The organism is Halolamina sp. C58 (assembly GCF_051195095.1).
Lineage (GTDB): Archaea > Halobacteriota > Halobacteria > Halobacteriales > Haloferacaceae > Halolamina.
The window spans coordinates 115563-130786 of record NZ_JBNTJY010000002.1; the positions used below are offsets into that span (position 1 = coordinate 115563).

The following is a 15224-nucleotide window of genomic DNA, read 5'->3' on the forward strand; positions in this document are numbered from 1 at the left end:
GGGTGCGATCGCGGTCGGCGCGTCGTTGACGGAGCGCTTAGGAACCCCCCGGCGGTACGTCCACGCGATGAGTAGCGACACGGACGGGCGACGGAGCGTCACGTTCACCCGCGACGGCGCGTGGGAGGGGTTCCGTCGGTGTCTCCCCGTCGCCGCGGGCGTCGGCGGCTACGGGCTCGTGTTCGGCGTCGTCGCGCGCCAGTCGGGGCTGAGCGTCGCGGAGGCGGCGCTCATGAGCGCGACCGTGTTCGCGGGCGCAGCCCAGCTGATCGCCGTCGAGCTCTGGGCCGACCCGATCCCGATCGTCGCGGTCGTGACGACGACCGCGGTGGTCAACGCCCGCTACGTGCTGATGGGGGCGGCGCTGCGGCCGTGGTTCGCCCGGCTCCGGCCCGCCCACGCCTACGGCAGCGTGTTCTTCCTGATCGACGAGACGTGGGCGCTGACGATGGGCGAACTGAGCGAAGGGAGCGGCCGCGGCGCGTTCATGCTCGGCAGCGGCGTCGCCGTCTGGCTGTTCTGGGTCGCCGCGACCGTCGTGGGCGCGAGCGTCGGCGCCGCGATCGGCGACCCCAGCCGCTACGGGCTGGACTTCGTGCTGCCCGCGATCTTCGTCGCGATCGCGGTCGGGCTCTGGGAGGGGAAGTCGACGCTGCTGCCGTGGGGCGTCGCGTTCGTCGTCGCGATCGTCGCCGCCGACGTGCTCACCGGGCGGTGGTACATCCTCGCCGGCGGGGTCGCGGGCAGCCTCGTGGAGGTGATCCGTGTCAGCCGTTGACCCGACGGTGCTCGCCGTCGTGGCCGCGATGGCGGTGCTGACCTACCTCACCAAGGCCGGCGGCTTCTGGCTGCTCGGCCACGTCGACACCTCCGAGCGCGTCGACGCCGCGCTCTCCGTGCTGCCCGGTGCGGTCGTCGTCTCGATCGTCGCGCCGGAGCTGCTGAACGGCGGGCCGAGCACGTGGATCGCCGCGGCGGCGGTGGCGTTGCTCACCCGCAAGACGGGGAGCCTGCTGGCCGCGCTGGTCGGCGGGATGGGCGTCCTGCTCGCGGTTCGGGCGGTGCTCTAGGGATCGCGGACCTCGTCGAGCGCGTCGACCGTCGGCGCGTTCACGATCCGGACAGTCCGCCCTTCGCGCGTCACGCGGAACGCGTCCGCGAATGAGCCCGCCGGCACGCGGTAGACGCCCTCGCTTTCGGCCGTCGCGTTCAGCGACTCGGTGAGCAGCCCGCGGTAGGCGCGAGCGAACTGCCGGGCGTCACGCTCGCTCTCCCAGCGCGTCTTCAGGACGTAGCCGTCCGCCGACGAGTCGTCGCCGTCCGCGTCGAAGTACGGCACCAGTTTGTCGCCCGCCCAGCCCGCGGTCACGGGGTGGGAGTAGTTGTACGCGGAGTAGGGGCCGGGGTCGCTCGACAGCGTCCCGCGCTCGATCGCGCGCTGCTGCCACAGCATCGCGAACAGCGTCGCCTCGCCCAGCGTGGTCGCGCTCGCCCGGTCGAACGCCGCGGTCGAGCGGTCGGGGACGATCACGCTCGCCGGGCGGTCGGTCGGGTAGTCGCGGGGGTGGATCAGCTGCTCGCTCGACCGGGGCGGTCGGACGTACAGGTCGTTCACGGCCGCCCAGCCGCCGCGCTGGTGGGCCCGGTGGACGAACGTCGGCCCCTCGCTGTAGGGGGCGTAGACGGTGAGGTACAGCCCGAGGTTCCGGTCGGCGATGCTGCCCGCGCTGCTGCTCGCCGGCCGGTCGATGCAGTCCCACTGCTCGCCACAGCGCTGCTCGTACCGCGCCTCGACGTAGCTGGCGTCGCCCTCGACGACGCCGGTGTGAGCCATTCTCTCGTCGGGGTTGTCGGCGCCGCCGAGCAGCGAGAGCCGCTGGTCCTGCAGCGCGTGCAGCAGTTCGTGGGCCAGCGTCGTCCGGTCGACCGTCGGCGTCTCGTTGCCGCTGACGAGCACGATCCGGTCGCTCGCCGAGGAGTAGTAGCCCAGCACTGAGCCGCCGTAGATCTCGGCGAACGCGCCGCCGACGGTTCGGTCCTCGCCGACGAGCATCGCCGCCTCGTAGCGCTGTTCGCGGGCGCGCTCGGCGGGCGTGTCGACGGTCGTGTCACGACTCGACCCGTTCAAGTACTCCTCCCGGGAGATGATCTCGACGGGGACAGTCTTCCGGAACTCCAGCCGGCGGATCACCTCGACCCGCGCCATCGTCCGGGCGACGACGGCGTCGAGTTCGGACTCGTTCAGCCCGTCGCTCGCGTCGACCGCGAGATCGTCGGTCGCGGCGTAGCCGTTCTCGACGCCCAACCGATCGCCGTCAGGCGACGGCGACGGCGCCGCGGGGGCGGCACAGCCGGCGAGCAACAGACAGCAGACCACAGCGAAGAGGCGGCGGTTCACACCACCCACCTCCGGCGGGGGAACGGAAAAGAGCTACCGCCGGCGGAACAGGAGCGCGCCCCCGAGCAGCGCGACCAGCGCGGTGACCGCCGAGAACCCCGGCGACTCGGCCGTGACCGACGGCTCGGTCACCGTCGGGGAGATCGACTCGGTTGCGGGGGCATCGGTCGGGGTCGGCTCGGCCGTCGGCGTCTCGGCCCCCGCGTCGACCGACCCGCGCACCTCGGAGAGCTGTTCGACCGTCGGCGCGTTCACGATCGTCACCGTGTCGCCCGCGACGGTGACGTGGAACGCGTCGGCGAACGGACCGTCCTCGATTCGGTACGTGCCCTCGCCGATCTGTTCGGCGCCCCAGTACGCCAGCAGCTCCTCGTACGCGTCACGGAACTCGATCGCCTCCGCGTCGCTGTCCCAGACGAGCCGCCAGACGTAGCCGCCCTCGCCGGCGTCGTTCTGGTAGAAGTGCATCCGGTCGCCGTCCCAGCCGGCGGCGGCGTCGAACCCGTAGTTCAGCGGGTCGATCGGGCTGAGGTCGCCGGAGTCGGTGTAGTTGAACCACGTGTTCCGGAAGTTCGGGATCGCGTCGTACCCCTGCGGGGAGCGCCCGGCGTACCACGGGTAGACGAACATCGACGCGACGCCGGCCTGCCCGACCTCGGCGTAGTCGAGGCGGCTCTCCGGGCGGATCCGCTCCCAGTTCTCGCCGTGCTCGTCGGCGAGTTCGACCTCGGTCGGCGGGTCGGTGCCGTAGCGCTCGGGGTGGATCACCTGCTCGGCGCTCTGGGGCGGGGCGTCGTAGAGGTCGTTGACCGCGTCCCAGCCGCCCTGTCGCTTCTGGGCGGCGATAAACGTCGGCCCGTCGCTGTAGGGCTGGTAGTTCACGAAGTAGACCCCGATGTTCGCCGGCCCGCCGCCGCCACCGCCGCCGCTGGCCTCGGGGCGGAGGCAGGTGCCGTTCCACGCGCCGCCCTCGCCACAGCGCTCGCGGTACTGCTGCTGTACGTAGTTGGCGTCGCCCTCGATCAGCCCGCTGTTGGCGTTGGCGCCGTCGCGGGTTTGGCTACTGAAGTTCCCGAGGTCGAACTTCTGGTCCTGTACCGCGTGGACGAGCTCGTGGCCGAGGGTGAGCTCGTCGACCTGGAGGGTGGTCTCGTTGTCCGTGACGAGCACGATCGAGTCCGCGGCGGGGCTGTAGTAGCCGCCGACGGTCGCGCCGCGGTTGGACTGCTGGACCGCCAGCGAGCCCTCCTCTTCGCCGATCAGGAACAGCGCCTCGAACTTCGCGTTGTCGAACGCCCGGAACGCCTCGCTGTAGGAGCTGTTGCCCGAGGAGTTCGCGAACGCCGAGCGCGAGACGATGTCGACGGGCACGGTCGTGTTGAACTCCAGCTCGCGGATCACCTCGACGCGGGCCATCGCCCGCGCGACCGTGGCGTTGAGCTCCGCCTGCGTCAGCCCGTCGCTCTGGTTCACGTCGATGCTCTCGTTGTACCAGTAGCCGTTCTCCCAGCCGATCCGGTCGGTTTCGGGATCCGGCGGGGCGCTCTCGTTGGTCGGCGTCGACTGTTCCGTCGCCGCGACGCCGCTCACCGCGGCGTCGGCGCCCGCAGGTGCCGCAGCCGCGAGGGGGGCGAGCCCGGCGAGGACGACCAGCGTGACAGCGAGGACCGTCGCGACTCGTCGCATAGCCCCACATGGGGAGGCCCACGCAAAAAGACCCCGGCGAGGGAACTAAGACGGCGAGGACCCATCTCCCCGCCGTGTACGATCCAGACAGCACCGCGGTCGTCGTCGTCGACATGCAGCGCGGGTTCTGTCACCCGGACGGCAGCCTGTTCGCGCCCGCGAGCGAGTCGGCGATCGAGCCCGTGACCGATCTCGTCGCCCGCGCCCGCGACGCCGGCGCGAGCGTCGTCTACACGAAAGACACCCACCCCGAGGAGCAGTTCGACGGGAACCACTACTACGACGAGTTCGAGCGCTGGGGCGAACACGTCGTCGAGGGGACGCCCGACGCCGAACTCCACGACGATCTCGACGTTCGCGAGGACGACTACGTCGTCGAGAAACACACCTACGACGCGTTCTACCGGACCGGGCTGGAGGGGTATCTCGACACCCACGGCATCGACGACCTGCTGCTCTGTGGGACGCTCGCGAACGTCTGCGTGCTCCACACCGCCGGCAGCGCCGGGCTCCGTGACTACAAGCCCGTGATCGTCGAGGACGCGCTGGGGTATATCGAGGCGGAGCACAAGGAGTACGCCGTCGAGCACGCCGACTGGCTGTTCGGCGAAGTGAGCGATCTGGGAGCCGTCGAGTTCGCGTGACCCACCGACGCCGTTCGCGAGCCCGGCGTGCCCACTGAACTCACCGGTCGGTCGTTCCTTCCACGCTTCTCCCTGCCGAACCCGAGTAGCGGTTTTACTATCCGAAGCGTCGACTCTGGCAGCGTATGGCGTGCCCGAACTGCGGCCAAGACAGCAAACCACCCGTCCCGCTCGAACACCCCGACTACACCGGTCACCAGATCTGGCAGTGTCCGCGGTGTAACGCCGACATCGGGATGACCTGACCCCGGCGAGGGTCCGACGCTACCGAAACAGCCGGTAGGAGGGCTGGCCGGTCGCGACCAGTCGCTCCTCACCTTCTTCGACGCCCCAGTCCACGTCGTCGTCGCCGTCCTCCGGCACCGTACTGACCACGTCGACGCGGCTGACGCCGATCGTGGAGCCAGCTCGAACCACGTCCGCGGTCGCGTGGAGATCGCCCGTGGCGCGCCGGAGGTAGTTCACGTTCAGGCTCACCGTCGCCACGTCGACGCCGAGGGGGTCCTCGGCGGCGAGCCGCAGCGCCAGCCCGCCCGCAGTGTCGATCAGCGTCGCGGCGACGCCGCCGTGGATCGTCGGCTTCGACGCGAGGTTGGTGAGCTTCTCGTCGAACGGGATGGTGAGCCCGATCCGGCCGCGCTCGACGGTGTCGACCTCGGTGCCCAGCCACGAGAGGTAGCCGTGCTCCTCCTCGATCGCGTAGCGGAGGAACTCGGCGGCCTCGTCGGGCAGCGGCGGAACGTCGGTCATACTCCCGCTGGGAGCCGGCCCACCAAGTAGCCGCCGGGTTCGGGGACAGTTTCAGGCCGGCGCCGGCCCAACCGCCGTCGATGCCCGCGATGGCCGACCTCCCCGAGAACGACGACGGCGAGTACGACCACGACTTCCGAGCCGACCCCGAGCCCTACCGCGTCGGTCGCGGGGAGGAGGGCGTCTTCAAGGTGCAGCCGTACAAGTCCGAACTCCTGCCGCTGTGGGGGTACGCCGACCCCGAAACCGCCGCCGAGGCTGCCGAAGCCATCTACGAACAGTTCCTCCGCTACCGCCGCGACGACGAGTTCGTCGGGATGGACATGGCCCGGAAGTACCTCCGGATGGGGTACACGCGGGCGATGCGGTACGCGCACTACCCCGGCGGGAAGAAGTACGACGAGGACGGCGACCAGCGCGAGACGGTCCGCTGGGCCGACCCCGAGAAGCGCAAGGCCGCGGTGATCTTCGACCACGTCCTCGGCCGAGTCGAGACCGACGAACGGTATCGCGAGCGCAAGCGGGAGTGGCGCGAGCGACGGGGCTAACCCAGCCGGATCGACGCGTCCGCGGGGTCGATCGACACCCGTAGCTCGTCGCCGACCGCGAACCCGTGGCCCTCGTGGAAGACGATCTTGGCGCCGAAATCGGCGAGCGACGCGAACAGCGACAGTCCCGTCGCGCGCTCCGCCCGTTCCGCCCCGCGGACCTCGATCGCGACCTCGCCCCAGTCCACGTCCGCGCCGCCGCCGGCCCGCGGCGTCACCGTCCCGACATCCGTGTCGAGCAGCGAGAGCGACTCCGCCGCGGCGTCACCGTACGCGCCGCCGCCCGAGTAGTGGGCCAGTCCACCGTCGAGCGGCGTGCCGTCGTCGGCCGCGATCGACGCCCAACTCCCCGGGTCGGGGTGGGTCGGCGCGTCGAGGCGGACGTACGTCCGCCCCGTCTCGATCACCTCGCCGGTGCCGCCCCACGGGACGCCCGCGATCGACACGTCCGGCGTCACGGGGATCGAACCCGACGCCCGGTAGGGGTTCGCGTCGGCGGGGCGGAAGCCGAGGTGGAGGTGGTCGTCGACCCAGCGGCCGAAGAAGCCCGATCGGACCGTCTCGCCAAGCGAGTCGCCCGCGTCGACCCAGTCGCCGGCCGAGACGCCGGGATCGACGTGGAGGATCCGGGCGAGCAGGTCCGTGCCGCGTCCGCCGGCCCAGTCGTCGGCCACGTCGAGCACGATCAGGTGGTCGTGGTCGACTGCGTACGGGCGGTCCGGGCACGCGACCGTCCGGGTGTCGATCACCTCGCCGGGAAGCGGCGCGGGCGCCGTGCCGTCGTCGGGGTAGAGATCGACCGCACAGCCGCGGTCGTGGGCCGGATAGGGGGAGTTGTAGCAGGAGAACCGCGCGTAGCGGGCGAGCAGCGCCTCCGGAAGCGGGACGGGCGCCGCACTCGCCGCCTGATCCGCAGCCATGTCCGAGGGGTCGCGACGGCCACGCTTAGGTACGTCGGAGCCGGAGAGTCGGTATGCGCGTGATCCGCGGGCGGGCGGCGACGCCCGACGCCGACCGGGCGGCCACCCGCGAGCTGCTGGGCGCGGTCGCCGACTCGGGAACGCCGGCCGTCCGGGCGTGGACGCCCCACCGCCAGCTGGCGTTCGGCCGGCGGGACGCGAACGAAACCGGATACGAGACTGCCCGGGGCGCCGCACGGGAACGGGGGTTCCCACCCGTCGAGCGCTCGGTGGGCGGGCGCGCGGTCGCCTACACGGGCACGACCGTCGCGTTCGCGTCGCTCGAACCGGTCGCGGACAGCCGCTCGGGGTTGACCGATCGCTACGAGGCCGCCGTCGGTACGGTCGTCGCCGCGCTCGACTCGCTGGGCATCGACGCCGAACGCGGCGAGCCGCCGGAGTCGTTCTGCCCCGGCGACTACTCGGTGCAGGCGCCGTGTTCGACCGGAGACGGTGAGCGGCCCGAGAAGCTGGCGGGGATCGCCCAGCGCGTGACCGCCGGCGCGGCGATGGTCTCGGGAGTGGTGACCGTCGCCGACCGCGAAGAGATCGGCGACGTGCTCGATCCCGTGTACGACGCGCTCGGCGTGCCGTTCGACCCGAACTCCGTGGGCAGCGTCGCGGCCGCGGGCGGGCCGAACGACCCCGACCGCGTGGCTCGGGCGCTGGAGGACGCGATCGTCGACGGTCGACCGACGACGATCGAACGGCTCGCCGACCCGGGCCGGGAAACTTAGGGCGGGGCCACACCCAGTGGACGTATGCTCATCACCGGCGCCGAACTCCCGGACGGCCGCGTCCGGGACGTTCGGACCGACGAGGGCCGCATCGCCGAGATCGAGGACTCCCTCCACTCGCTGCCCGACGAGGAGACCGTCGACGCAGACGGGCTGACCCTGCTGCCGGGCGCCATCGACGCGCACGTCCACTTCCGCCAGCCCGGCCACGGCCACAAGGAGACGTGGGCGACCGGGAGCCGCTCGGCCGCGGCGGGCGGCGTCACCACCGTCGTCGACCAGCCCAACACCTCGCCACCGACCGTCGACGGCGCGGCGTTCGACGAGAAGGCCGAGTTCGCCGAGAACGCCGCGGTCAACTACGGGATCAACGGCGGCGTAAACGACGAGTGGGACCCAGACTCGCTGCTCGCCCGGCCCGTGTTCGCGCTGGGCGAGGTCTTTCTGGCGGACTCCACGGGCGAGATGGGGATCGACGAGGCGCTGTTCGAGGACGCGCTCGCGGCGGCCGCCGAGGCGGGGATTCCCGTCACCGTCCACGCGGAGGACGCCGACCTGTTCGACGAGTCCGCCTCCGGCACTGACGCGGGCGGGGCCGGCCGGGACGCCGACGCCGACCTGTGGAGCCAGTACCGCACCGCCGAGGCCGAGATCGCGGCCGTTGAGGCCGCCTGCGAGGCCGCCCGCGGCGCCGGGGTGGAGATCCACGTCGCGCACACGTCGACGCCGGAGGCGGCCGATCACGCCGACGACGCCGGGATGACGACCGAAGTCACCCCACACCACCTGCTGCTCTCCCGTGACGACCTCGACGAGCTCGGCACGTTCGGACGGATGAACCCACCACTCCGCAGCGAGGCCCGTCGGGAGGAGCTGTACGAACGCGTCGCCGACGGCACCGTCGACATGGTCGCGACCGACCACGCGCCGCACACGGCCGCGGAGAAGGAAGCCGGGCTCTGGGACGCGCCCTCGGGCGTCCCGGGCGTCGAGACGATGCTCCCGCTGCTGCTCGCCGAGGTCCGCGACGGCGGGCTCACGCTCGAACGCGTCCGGGATCTCGTCGCTTCGAACCCCGCCGAACGGTTCGGGCTGGCGGAGAAAGGCCGGGTCGAAGTCGGGTACGACGCCGACCTGACGCTGGTCGACCTCGACGACGCCGAGCCGATCCGGGCCGACGCGCTCCACACGAAGTGTGACTGGACCCCCTTCGAGGGGCGCGAGGCGGTGTTCCCCGAGCTCACGGTCGTCGACGGCGAGATCGTCTACGACGGTCGGGTCGGCGATCGGTTCACCGTGGGAGTCGGGACGAACGTTCGGGCGTAGCGGCGCCCGAGGGTGCCGGACCGTGCAGTTCTCGTATGGGAGCTACCCGCCCAAGAGCGGCGACGCCGTCCCGGCTGTGACAGTCTCGCAAGGCAAGCTTTACATGGAGGTTCAAGTAAATTAGAACGATGCCCGAATGCCAGAACTGCAGTTCGTTCGTTACGCGGCGGTACGTCCGGGTGTTCACTCCCGAGGGACAGGAGACGCCTCGGGTCTGCCCCTCCTGTGAGGACAAGATCCGGGACGGCAGCGACGTACGCGCCGCGCGTTCGACGCGAGGGAACTAAGCGGTAGACGGGTCTTCTTCGACGCTCGAACCGCGGTCGCGGGGCGCGCCCCGCGACAGTCGGCCGGGAAAAACGGGAACCGCAGTCAGTAGCTCCGCTCTTTCGGCTCGTACGTCTTGGCTTCGCCCTCCAGCACCGCCGGCTTGTACCAGAGGCCGGGGCTGCCGTCGTTCCAGGACAGCATCGTGTGCTTGAGCCACTCGTCGTCCTTGCGCTCCTGGTGCTCCTTGCGCCAGTGGGCGCCGCGGAACTCGTCGCGGGCCAGCGCGCCGACGGTGATCGCCTCGGCCACGTCGAGCAGGTTCCGCGTCTCGATCGTGTGGATCAGGTCGGTGTTGTACGTCCGGGAAGGGTCCTCGACGGTGACGTGCTGGTAGTCCTGCCGGGCCTCGCGGATGTCCTCGAGGGCGTCTTTCAGCGCCCCCTCCTCGCGGAACACGTTCACGTTCTCGGTCATCGTCTCCTGCAGCTCCGAGCGGACCTCCGCGTGGTTGATCCCCTCCTCCTTCTCGAGCAGGTAGTGGACCCGGGTGCGCTCGGCCTGTACTGCCTGTTCGACGACGCCCTCGGCGCCCTCGGCGTCGACGGCGGGGTCGCTGTCGCCGGAGGGTGAGGTCGCGCCGCCGTCCGCGAGCGCGCCTTTCTCCGCGGAGGGGAGGTCGGCCTCGCCCAGCGGCACCGGCGAGACGTTCTCGCCCTCCTCGCTGTCCTCGTCCCAGCCGGTGGTGATCTTCGCTGCCTCGTCGACGGCGCCGGCCGCGTGCCGGCCCGCGCGGGCGCCGAACACCGCGAGTTCGGGCAGCGCGTTGCCGCCGAGGCGGTTGGCGCCGTGCACGGAGGCACACGCACACTCGCCGACGGCGTAGAGGCCGTTCACGCAGGTCGAGCCCCACTCGTCGGTCTCGATGCCGCCCATCGCGTAGTGCTGGCCGGGCTTGACGGGCATCGGCTCCTCCAGCCCGTCGACGCCCTCGAAGTCCTCCGCGAGGTGGAGGATGTTCTCCAGCCGGTCGAGGATGCGCTCCTCGCCGAGGTGGCGCATGTCGAGGTGGACGTACTCGTCCTCGATCCCGCGGCCGTTGTTCACCTCGTTGAGTTCGGCGCGGGAGACCACGTCACGCGAGGCGAGTTCGCCGTCGTTGTTGGCGTACCCGTGTTCGAACATGAACCGCTCGCCCTCGCTGTTGTAGAGGATCCCGCCCTCGCCGCGGACCCCCTCGGAGATGAGCACCCCCGTCGACGGGAGCGTCGTCGGGTGGAACTGGATCATCTCCATGTCCTCGATGGGGACGCCGGCGCGGTAGGCCATCGCGACGCCGTCGCCGGTGTTGGCGATGGCGTTGGTGGTGTGGTCGTACACCTGCCCGAGCCCGCCGGTCGCGAGGATCACGCCGTCGCGGGCGCGGAACCCCTCGATCTCGCCGCGCTTGATGTCGTAGGCGACGACGCCGTGGCAGTCGCGTTCCTCGGGTTCGTCCTCGTCGGAGACCGCGAGCCGCGTGACGTACCACTCGTCGTACACCTCGATCCCGCGTTTGACCACCTGCTCGTACATCGTGTGGAGCATGTGGTGGCCCGTCTCGGCGCCCGCGTAGGTGGTGCGGGGGAACGAGAGGCCGCCGAACGGCCGCTGGGAGACTTGGCCGTCCTCGTCGCGGGAGAACGCCATCCCCCAGTTCTCCAGCTGGATCGTCTCTTTCGGACTCTCACGGGTCAGCGCCTCCACCGCGGGGGCGTCGCCGAGGTAGTCCGATCCCTTCATCGTGTCGTAGGCGTGGTCGCGCCAGTCGTCGCCCTCGCGGAGCGCCGCGTTGATGCCGCCCTCCGCCGCGCCCGTGTGGGAGCGGACGGGGTGGAGCTTGGTCACCATCGCCACGTCCGCGCCGTTCTCCTGTGCGGCGATCGCCGCACGGAGTCCGGCGCCGCCGGCACCGACCACGATGACGTCGTACTCTCTCATCTTACCAGAACTTCAGGTTGGATTTGACTGCCTCCCGCTTGAGCTCCTGAATGTGCTCGGTCAGCGGGATGTCCTTCGGACAGACTTCGGTACAGGAGAACTGGGTCTGACAGCGCCAGACGCCGTTCTCCTGCTCGATCAGCTCCATGCGGTGCTGCTTCATCTCCTCGCCCTCCCGCTCGTCCATCGCGAAGCGGTACGCCTTGTTGATCGCCGCCGGGCCGAGGTAGGCGTTCTCGCCGGCCGCGACGTTGCAGGAGGACATACAGGCGCCACACCAGATACACCGGGTGGACATCTTGATCTTCTCCCGGTTCTCGGGCGTCTGGAACTGCTCTTCCAGCTCGTCGTCGGGCGTCTCGTCGGTCTGGAAGTACGGCTCGACCGCCTCCATCTGGTCGTAGAAGTGCTCCATGTCCACGACGAGGTCTTTCACCACGTCCTGGTGGGGGAGCGGTTCGACGCGGACCACGTCGCCGTCCAGATCCGCGATCTGTGTCTGACAGCCGAGGCGCTGGCGGCCGTTGATGAACAGCGCGTCGGAGCCACACACCGCCTGCCGGCAGGAGTGTCGGAACGTGAGCGAGGAGTCGTACGTGTCCCGGGCGGCGATCAGCGCGTCGAGCACGGTCATCCCCTTCTCGAAGGGGATCTGGAACGTGTCGAATCGGGGTTCTGCCTTCGCCTCGACCTCGGGGTCGTAGCGGAACACCTTCAGGGTGACCGCGTCCTCGCCGAGGTCCGGTTCGGCCTCGGCCTCCTCGCGTTCGCGTTCGGCGGCGCGGGCGGCCTTCTCCGCGCGGCGGCGCTCGCCGGGGCTCTGTGGCTCCGGCTCGGCCTCCGGCGTCGATTCGGTCTCGTCGTCGGTCTCGGGTGGTTCGGTTTGCGTACTCATAGTTAGAACAGGTTGGTCCAGACGAGCGCGGTTCGCAGCCCCTGGACGATCAGCACGAGGCTGGCGACGACCAGCACCGCCGTGATCGCGGTCTGCTTCCAGCCGTCGACGCCGTCGCGGTGGACGAGCGTGTTGTGGATGCCGTTGACGCCGTGGAACGTCGCCGTCAGCAGGAACAGCACCATCAGCGAGAAGTACGTCCACGTGCTCATCCGGGCGGACGTGCCGGCGAACGTCACGTCGGCGGCGTGGTTCACGAAGTGCAGGAGGAAGAAGTGGAACGCGAGCACGACGACCAAAAAGGCCGCCGTGATCCGCTGGAGCAGCCACTTCGTCCCCGAGCGGTCGAACGAGGAGTAGTGTTCAGCCATCTCAGAACACCCCCGAGAGGAACGTCGGGACGCTCGCGACGGTGATCGCGCCAGTGATCACCAGCGACGCGTAGAAGCTCTCCTCCTGTGCCTCCAGCCCCTTCCCGAGGTCGATGAACAGCAGCCGGACCCCGTTGAGGATGTGGAACACCGCCACCGCGAGCAGGCCCACCTCCAGCAGGCGCACGATGGCGAGGCTCTCGAGCCCGACGATGGTGTCGTTGTACATCCCCGGGTTCTGGAGCGCCGTCGAGAGCACGGCGATGTGTGTGAACAGGTAGCCGATGAGGACCCAGCCGGTGAACTTGTGGAACAGCCACGCCCACATGCCGGCGGTGAACGAGCGCCACCGTCCGAAGTCCTCGACGGTTCCCCGGTCGTACGACTGACTCATGTAACAGGATCACTCGGTTCGCGGAGGGTATAGAAGTTACCGTCTCGGTGACGCCGGCCGCCGAACGTGTTCCCCGTCGACTGTCGATATCTTCCCGAACCTGCGTCGGGTCAGAACAGCCCCGAGACGAACCCCACACCCATCACGATCAGCACGGCCGCGGAGAACGCCGGGAGGTAGGGTGTGAACCGCTCGACGCGCTCCTCGTGGCGCTCGTAGCCGGCGACCAGCAGCATGGTGAACCCGACGATCCCCGCGATCACCGTCAGCGCGTAGGCGCTCATCAGTTCCAGACAGTGCGTGGAGCCGGCACACAGCGCGATGATCTCGAACTCCTCCTCGTGGGCGAAGCCGAGCAGGAACGCGAACCACGCGATCCCGAACAGGCCGCGCTCGGCCGCCTCGTCGCCGCTGGCGTGGCTGTGGCCGCCGACGAATGGGAGCGCCGTCTTGACTCGATCCCACCAGCTCGGGTCGTCGTGGTCGTGATCGTGTTCGTGGTCGTGGCCATGATCGCCGTGCTCGTGGCCGTGATCGCTGTGCTCGTGGTGGTCGTGTTCTTCCTCGCCGTGGCCGTGGCTGTGCCCGCCGTAGTACTCCCGCAGTCCGAGCAGGATCAGGAGGACGCCGGCCACGAGGCTGATCGGGCCGCCGATCGTGATCCCGTCGACGACCGTGATGGGCTCGTTGACCTGCGTGAGGCTGAAGTACGATTTTGCGTAGAAGAACACTCCGACCATCGCGATGCTGCTGATCAGGTGGCCGACGCCGAGGATCAGGCTGGCCGCGAAGCCGTAGAGCCACTTGTTCGACTGATCAAGCGCGTAGGAGGCCGCGACCGGCCAGCCGTGTCCGGGCTCGACCCCGTGGACGGCGCCGAGCGCGACGGCGCCGACGAGCAGGCCGACCGCCTCGCCGTGGAGCATGTCCGGTAGCCGTGGAGGGATGCGTTTAGAGGTTGGCAAGGCGGAAGTGGGTGGTTGGACAGTAGTTCGATTCACTGCTTCCGCGGCCGCGACAGCATCTCGATCGTTGGCCACTTGCGACCGCACCGCCCGGCACAGCCCTCGAACCTCCCCAGCCGACTCACTCGCTCACGTCCGTTCGCTCGTTCGTCCTCCGAGGGAGCAAAGCTCCCTCGTGCCCTCGCTCGTTTCACTCGCGAGGACCTCGCGCTGACTCGTCCACGGAGGGACTCGCGTTTCGCGCCGACAGCGACCGCGGTGCGGTGGCGGTGGACGCCTCGCGCTCGCCAGCGGTCGGCGAGCGCGGGGGGAGGGGTGGGGACTCGGGACCGTGCCGGACCCTGTGTCCGGCACACTGCGGTCGCAAGTGGTCAAGCATCGAACTGCTGTTGCGGTCGCAGTCTCCGTCGATAACGATCGAGACACCGTCCCTGTCGCAGTCTCAGCAACCCACGGAGGGTCCCGACAGAACCACCCCGAATCGACGGCCACACCGTTCACGTCCCTCCGTGCCGAACCCCCGCGTATGGACCTCACAGACCGCGTCGCCGTGATCACCGGCGGCGCCAGCGGGATCGGTCGCGAAACCGCCATCGAGATGGCCGAGCGCGGCGCGGACGTGGTGATCGCCGACGTGCGCGAGGCGCCGCGGATTCCCGAGTCGGAAGGCGGCGCCGAGGACCCGCGGCCGACCCACGAGTACATCGACGACGAAACCGACCGCGAGGGGCACTTCGTCGAGTGTGACGTTCGCGAGCGCGACGATCTCGAGGTCGCCGTCGAGGCCGCCGAGTCGCTGGGCGGGATCGACGTGATGGTGAACAACGCCGGCGTGTTCCGCACGATCCCGTTCGCGGAGATCGGCGAGGACGAGTACGACCGGATGATGGAGATCAACGCCAAGGGCGCCTTCTTCGGCACGCAGGTCGCCGCCGCGGCGATGGACGAGGGCGCCGTCGTCAACCTCGCCTCCATCGCCGCGCTGCACGGCACGGGGAACCACCCCGTCTACTCGGCGTCGAAGGCGGCGGTGCAGAACCTCACGAAGTCGATGGCCGACGCGCTCGGGCCGGAGATCCGGGTGAACTGCGTGCTGCCGGGGGTGATCGACACCGCGATGACCCGGGAGGACGTGCCGACCGTCGGCGGCGAGCGTGCCGAACGCTACGAGGACGAGATCCCGCTGGCGCGCTTCGGCGATCCCGGCGACGTGGCCGACGCGATCTGCTTTCTCGCGAGCGACGCCGCGAGCTACGTCTCCGGCGCGGGGCTGCCCGTCGACGGCGGACTGAGCGCGGTCTGAC

At 70.1% G+C, this 15224-nt stretch carries 17 protein-coding genes; 8 read left to right on the forward strand and 9 right to left on the reverse strand.

The window, feature by feature from the left end; translation table 11 throughout:
* Positions 1-67: 67 nt before the first annotated feature.
* Positions 68-778: an AzlC family ABC transporter permease gene (locus ACQUSM_RS11010; protein ID WP_435118540.1), complete on the forward strand. Its 711-nt coding sequence runs from the start codon at positions 68-70 to the stop codon at positions 776-778.
* Positions 765-1070: an AzlD family protein gene (locus ACQUSM_RS11015; protein ID WP_435118542.1), complete on the forward strand. Its 306-nt coding sequence runs from the start codon at positions 765-767 to the stop codon at positions 1068-1070. The genes ACQUSM_RS11010 and ACQUSM_RS11015 overlap by 14 nt, the downstream gene beginning before the upstream one ends.
* Here the strand turns inward: ACQUSM_RS11015 and ACQUSM_RS11020 are convergent.
* Both ACQUSM_RS11020 and ACQUSM_RS11025 read right to left on the reverse strand, forming a co-directional pair.
* Positions 1067-2398, reverse strand: a complete 1332-nt coding sequence (locus ACQUSM_RS11020; RefSeq protein ID WP_435118544.1) for an Hvo_1808 family surface protein — start codon at positions 2396-2398, stop codon at positions 1067-1069. The genes ACQUSM_RS11015 and ACQUSM_RS11020 overlap by 4 nt on opposite strands.
* 33 nt (positions 2399-2431) lie before the next feature.
* The gene (locus tag ACQUSM_RS11025; protein ID WP_435118546.1) at positions 2432-4084 is read right to left on the reverse strand and encodes an Hvo_1808 family surface protein; all 1653 of its coding nucleotides are present in this window, start codon (positions 4082-4084) and stop codon (positions 2432-2434) included.
* Between the two features lie 74 nt (positions 4085-4158).
* Between ACQUSM_RS11025 and ACQUSM_RS11030 the strand changes: the two genes are divergently transcribed.
* Positions 4159-4728 (forward strand): cysteine hydrolase family protein, encoded by a 570-nt coding sequence (locus ACQUSM_RS11030; protein WP_435118548.1) that lies wholly within the window; start codon positions 4159-4161, stop codon positions 4726-4728.
* A gap of 264 nt (positions 4729-4992) precedes the next feature.
* Here ACQUSM_RS11030 and ACQUSM_RS11035 read toward each other — a convergent pair whose 3' ends face one another.
* The gene (locus tag ACQUSM_RS11035) at positions 4993-5478 is read right to left on the reverse strand and encodes a PaaI family thioesterase (RefSeq protein ID WP_435118550.1); all 486 of its coding nucleotides are present in this window, start codon (positions 5476-5478) and stop codon (positions 4993-4995) included.
* Positions 5479-5567: 89 nt separating this feature from the next.
* Here ACQUSM_RS11035 and ACQUSM_RS11040 point away from each other — a divergent pair, with 89 nt between their 5' ends.
* Entirely contained in the window at positions 5568-6026 is a 459-nt protein-coding gene (locus ACQUSM_RS11040) for a DUF4385 family protein (RefSeq protein ID WP_435119692.1), read from the forward strand.
* Here ACQUSM_RS11040 and ACQUSM_RS11045 read toward each other — a convergent pair.
* Positions 6023-6946: a hypothetical protein gene (locus tag ACQUSM_RS11045; RefSeq protein ID WP_435118552.1), complete on the reverse strand. Its 924-nt coding sequence runs from the start codon at positions 6944-6946 to the stop codon at positions 6023-6025. The genes ACQUSM_RS11040 and ACQUSM_RS11045 overlap by 4 nt on opposite strands.
* Before the next feature lie 53 nt (positions 6947-6999).
* Between ACQUSM_RS11045 and ACQUSM_RS11050 the strand changes: the two genes are divergently transcribed.
* From ACQUSM_RS11050 to ACQUSM_RS11060, 3 genes are all read left to right on the forward strand, one after another.
* On the forward strand, positions 7000-7722 hold the full coding sequence (locus ACQUSM_RS11050) for a lipoyl protein ligase domain-containing protein (RefSeq protein ID WP_435118554.1): 723 nt from the start codon (positions 7000-7002) through the stop codon (positions 7720-7722).
* A 24-nt stretch (positions 7723-7746) separates the two neighbouring features.
* Positions 7747-9048 (forward strand): dihydroorotase, encoded by a 1302-nt coding sequence (locus ACQUSM_RS11055; protein ID WP_435118556.1) that lies wholly within the window; start codon positions 7747-7749, stop codon positions 9046-9048.
* 128 nt (positions 9049-9176) lie between these two features.
* Complete coding sequence (locus tag ACQUSM_RS11060; RefSeq protein ID WP_202594681.1) at positions 9177-9335, forward strand: DUF7563 family protein; 159 nt, start codon at positions 9177-9179, stop codon at positions 9333-9335.
* Between the two features lie 85 nt (positions 9336-9420).
* Here ACQUSM_RS11060 and ACQUSM_RS11065 read toward each other — a convergent pair whose 3' ends face one another.
* From ACQUSM_RS11065 to ACQUSM_RS11085, 5 genes are all read right to left on the reverse strand, one after another.
* Positions 9421-11295, reverse strand: a complete 1875-nt coding sequence (locus ACQUSM_RS11065; protein WP_435118558.1) for an FAD-binding protein — start codon at positions 11293-11295, stop codon at positions 9421-9423.
* 1 nt (position 11296) lies between these two features.
* Positions 11297-12190 carry a succinate dehydrogenase/fumarate reductase iron-sulfur subunit gene (locus tag ACQUSM_RS11070; RefSeq protein WP_435118560.1) on the reverse strand — a complete coding sequence of 298 codons (894 nt, stop codon included), beginning with the start codon at positions 12188-12190 and terminating at the stop codon, positions 11297-11299.
* 2 nt (positions 12191-12192) lie between these two features.
* The gene (locus tag ACQUSM_RS11075; RefSeq protein WP_435118562.1) at positions 12193-12561 is read right to left on the reverse strand and encodes a succinate dehydrogenase; all 369 of its coding nucleotides are present in this window, start codon (positions 12559-12561) and stop codon (positions 12193-12195) included.
* 1 nt (position 12562) lies between these two features.
* Positions 12563-12955, reverse strand: a complete 393-nt coding sequence (gene sdhC / locus ACQUSM_RS11080) for a succinate dehydrogenase, cytochrome b556 subunit (protein WP_435118564.1) — start codon at positions 12953-12955, stop codon at positions 12563-12565.
* Between the two features lie 110 nt (positions 12956-13065).
* On the reverse strand, positions 13066-13881 hold the full coding sequence (locus tag ACQUSM_RS11085; protein WP_435118566.1) for a hypothetical protein: 816 nt from the start codon (positions 13879-13881) through the stop codon (positions 13066-13068).
* A 565-nt stretch (positions 13882-14446) separates the two neighbouring features.
* Here ACQUSM_RS11085 and ACQUSM_RS11090 point away from each other — a divergent pair.
* The gene (locus tag ACQUSM_RS11090) at positions 14447-15223 is read left to right on the forward strand and encodes an SDR family NAD(P)-dependent oxidoreductase (RefSeq protein ID WP_435118568.1); all 777 of its coding nucleotides are present in this window, start codon (positions 14447-14449) and stop codon (positions 15221-15223) included.
* Position 15224 lies beyond the last annotated feature (1 nt).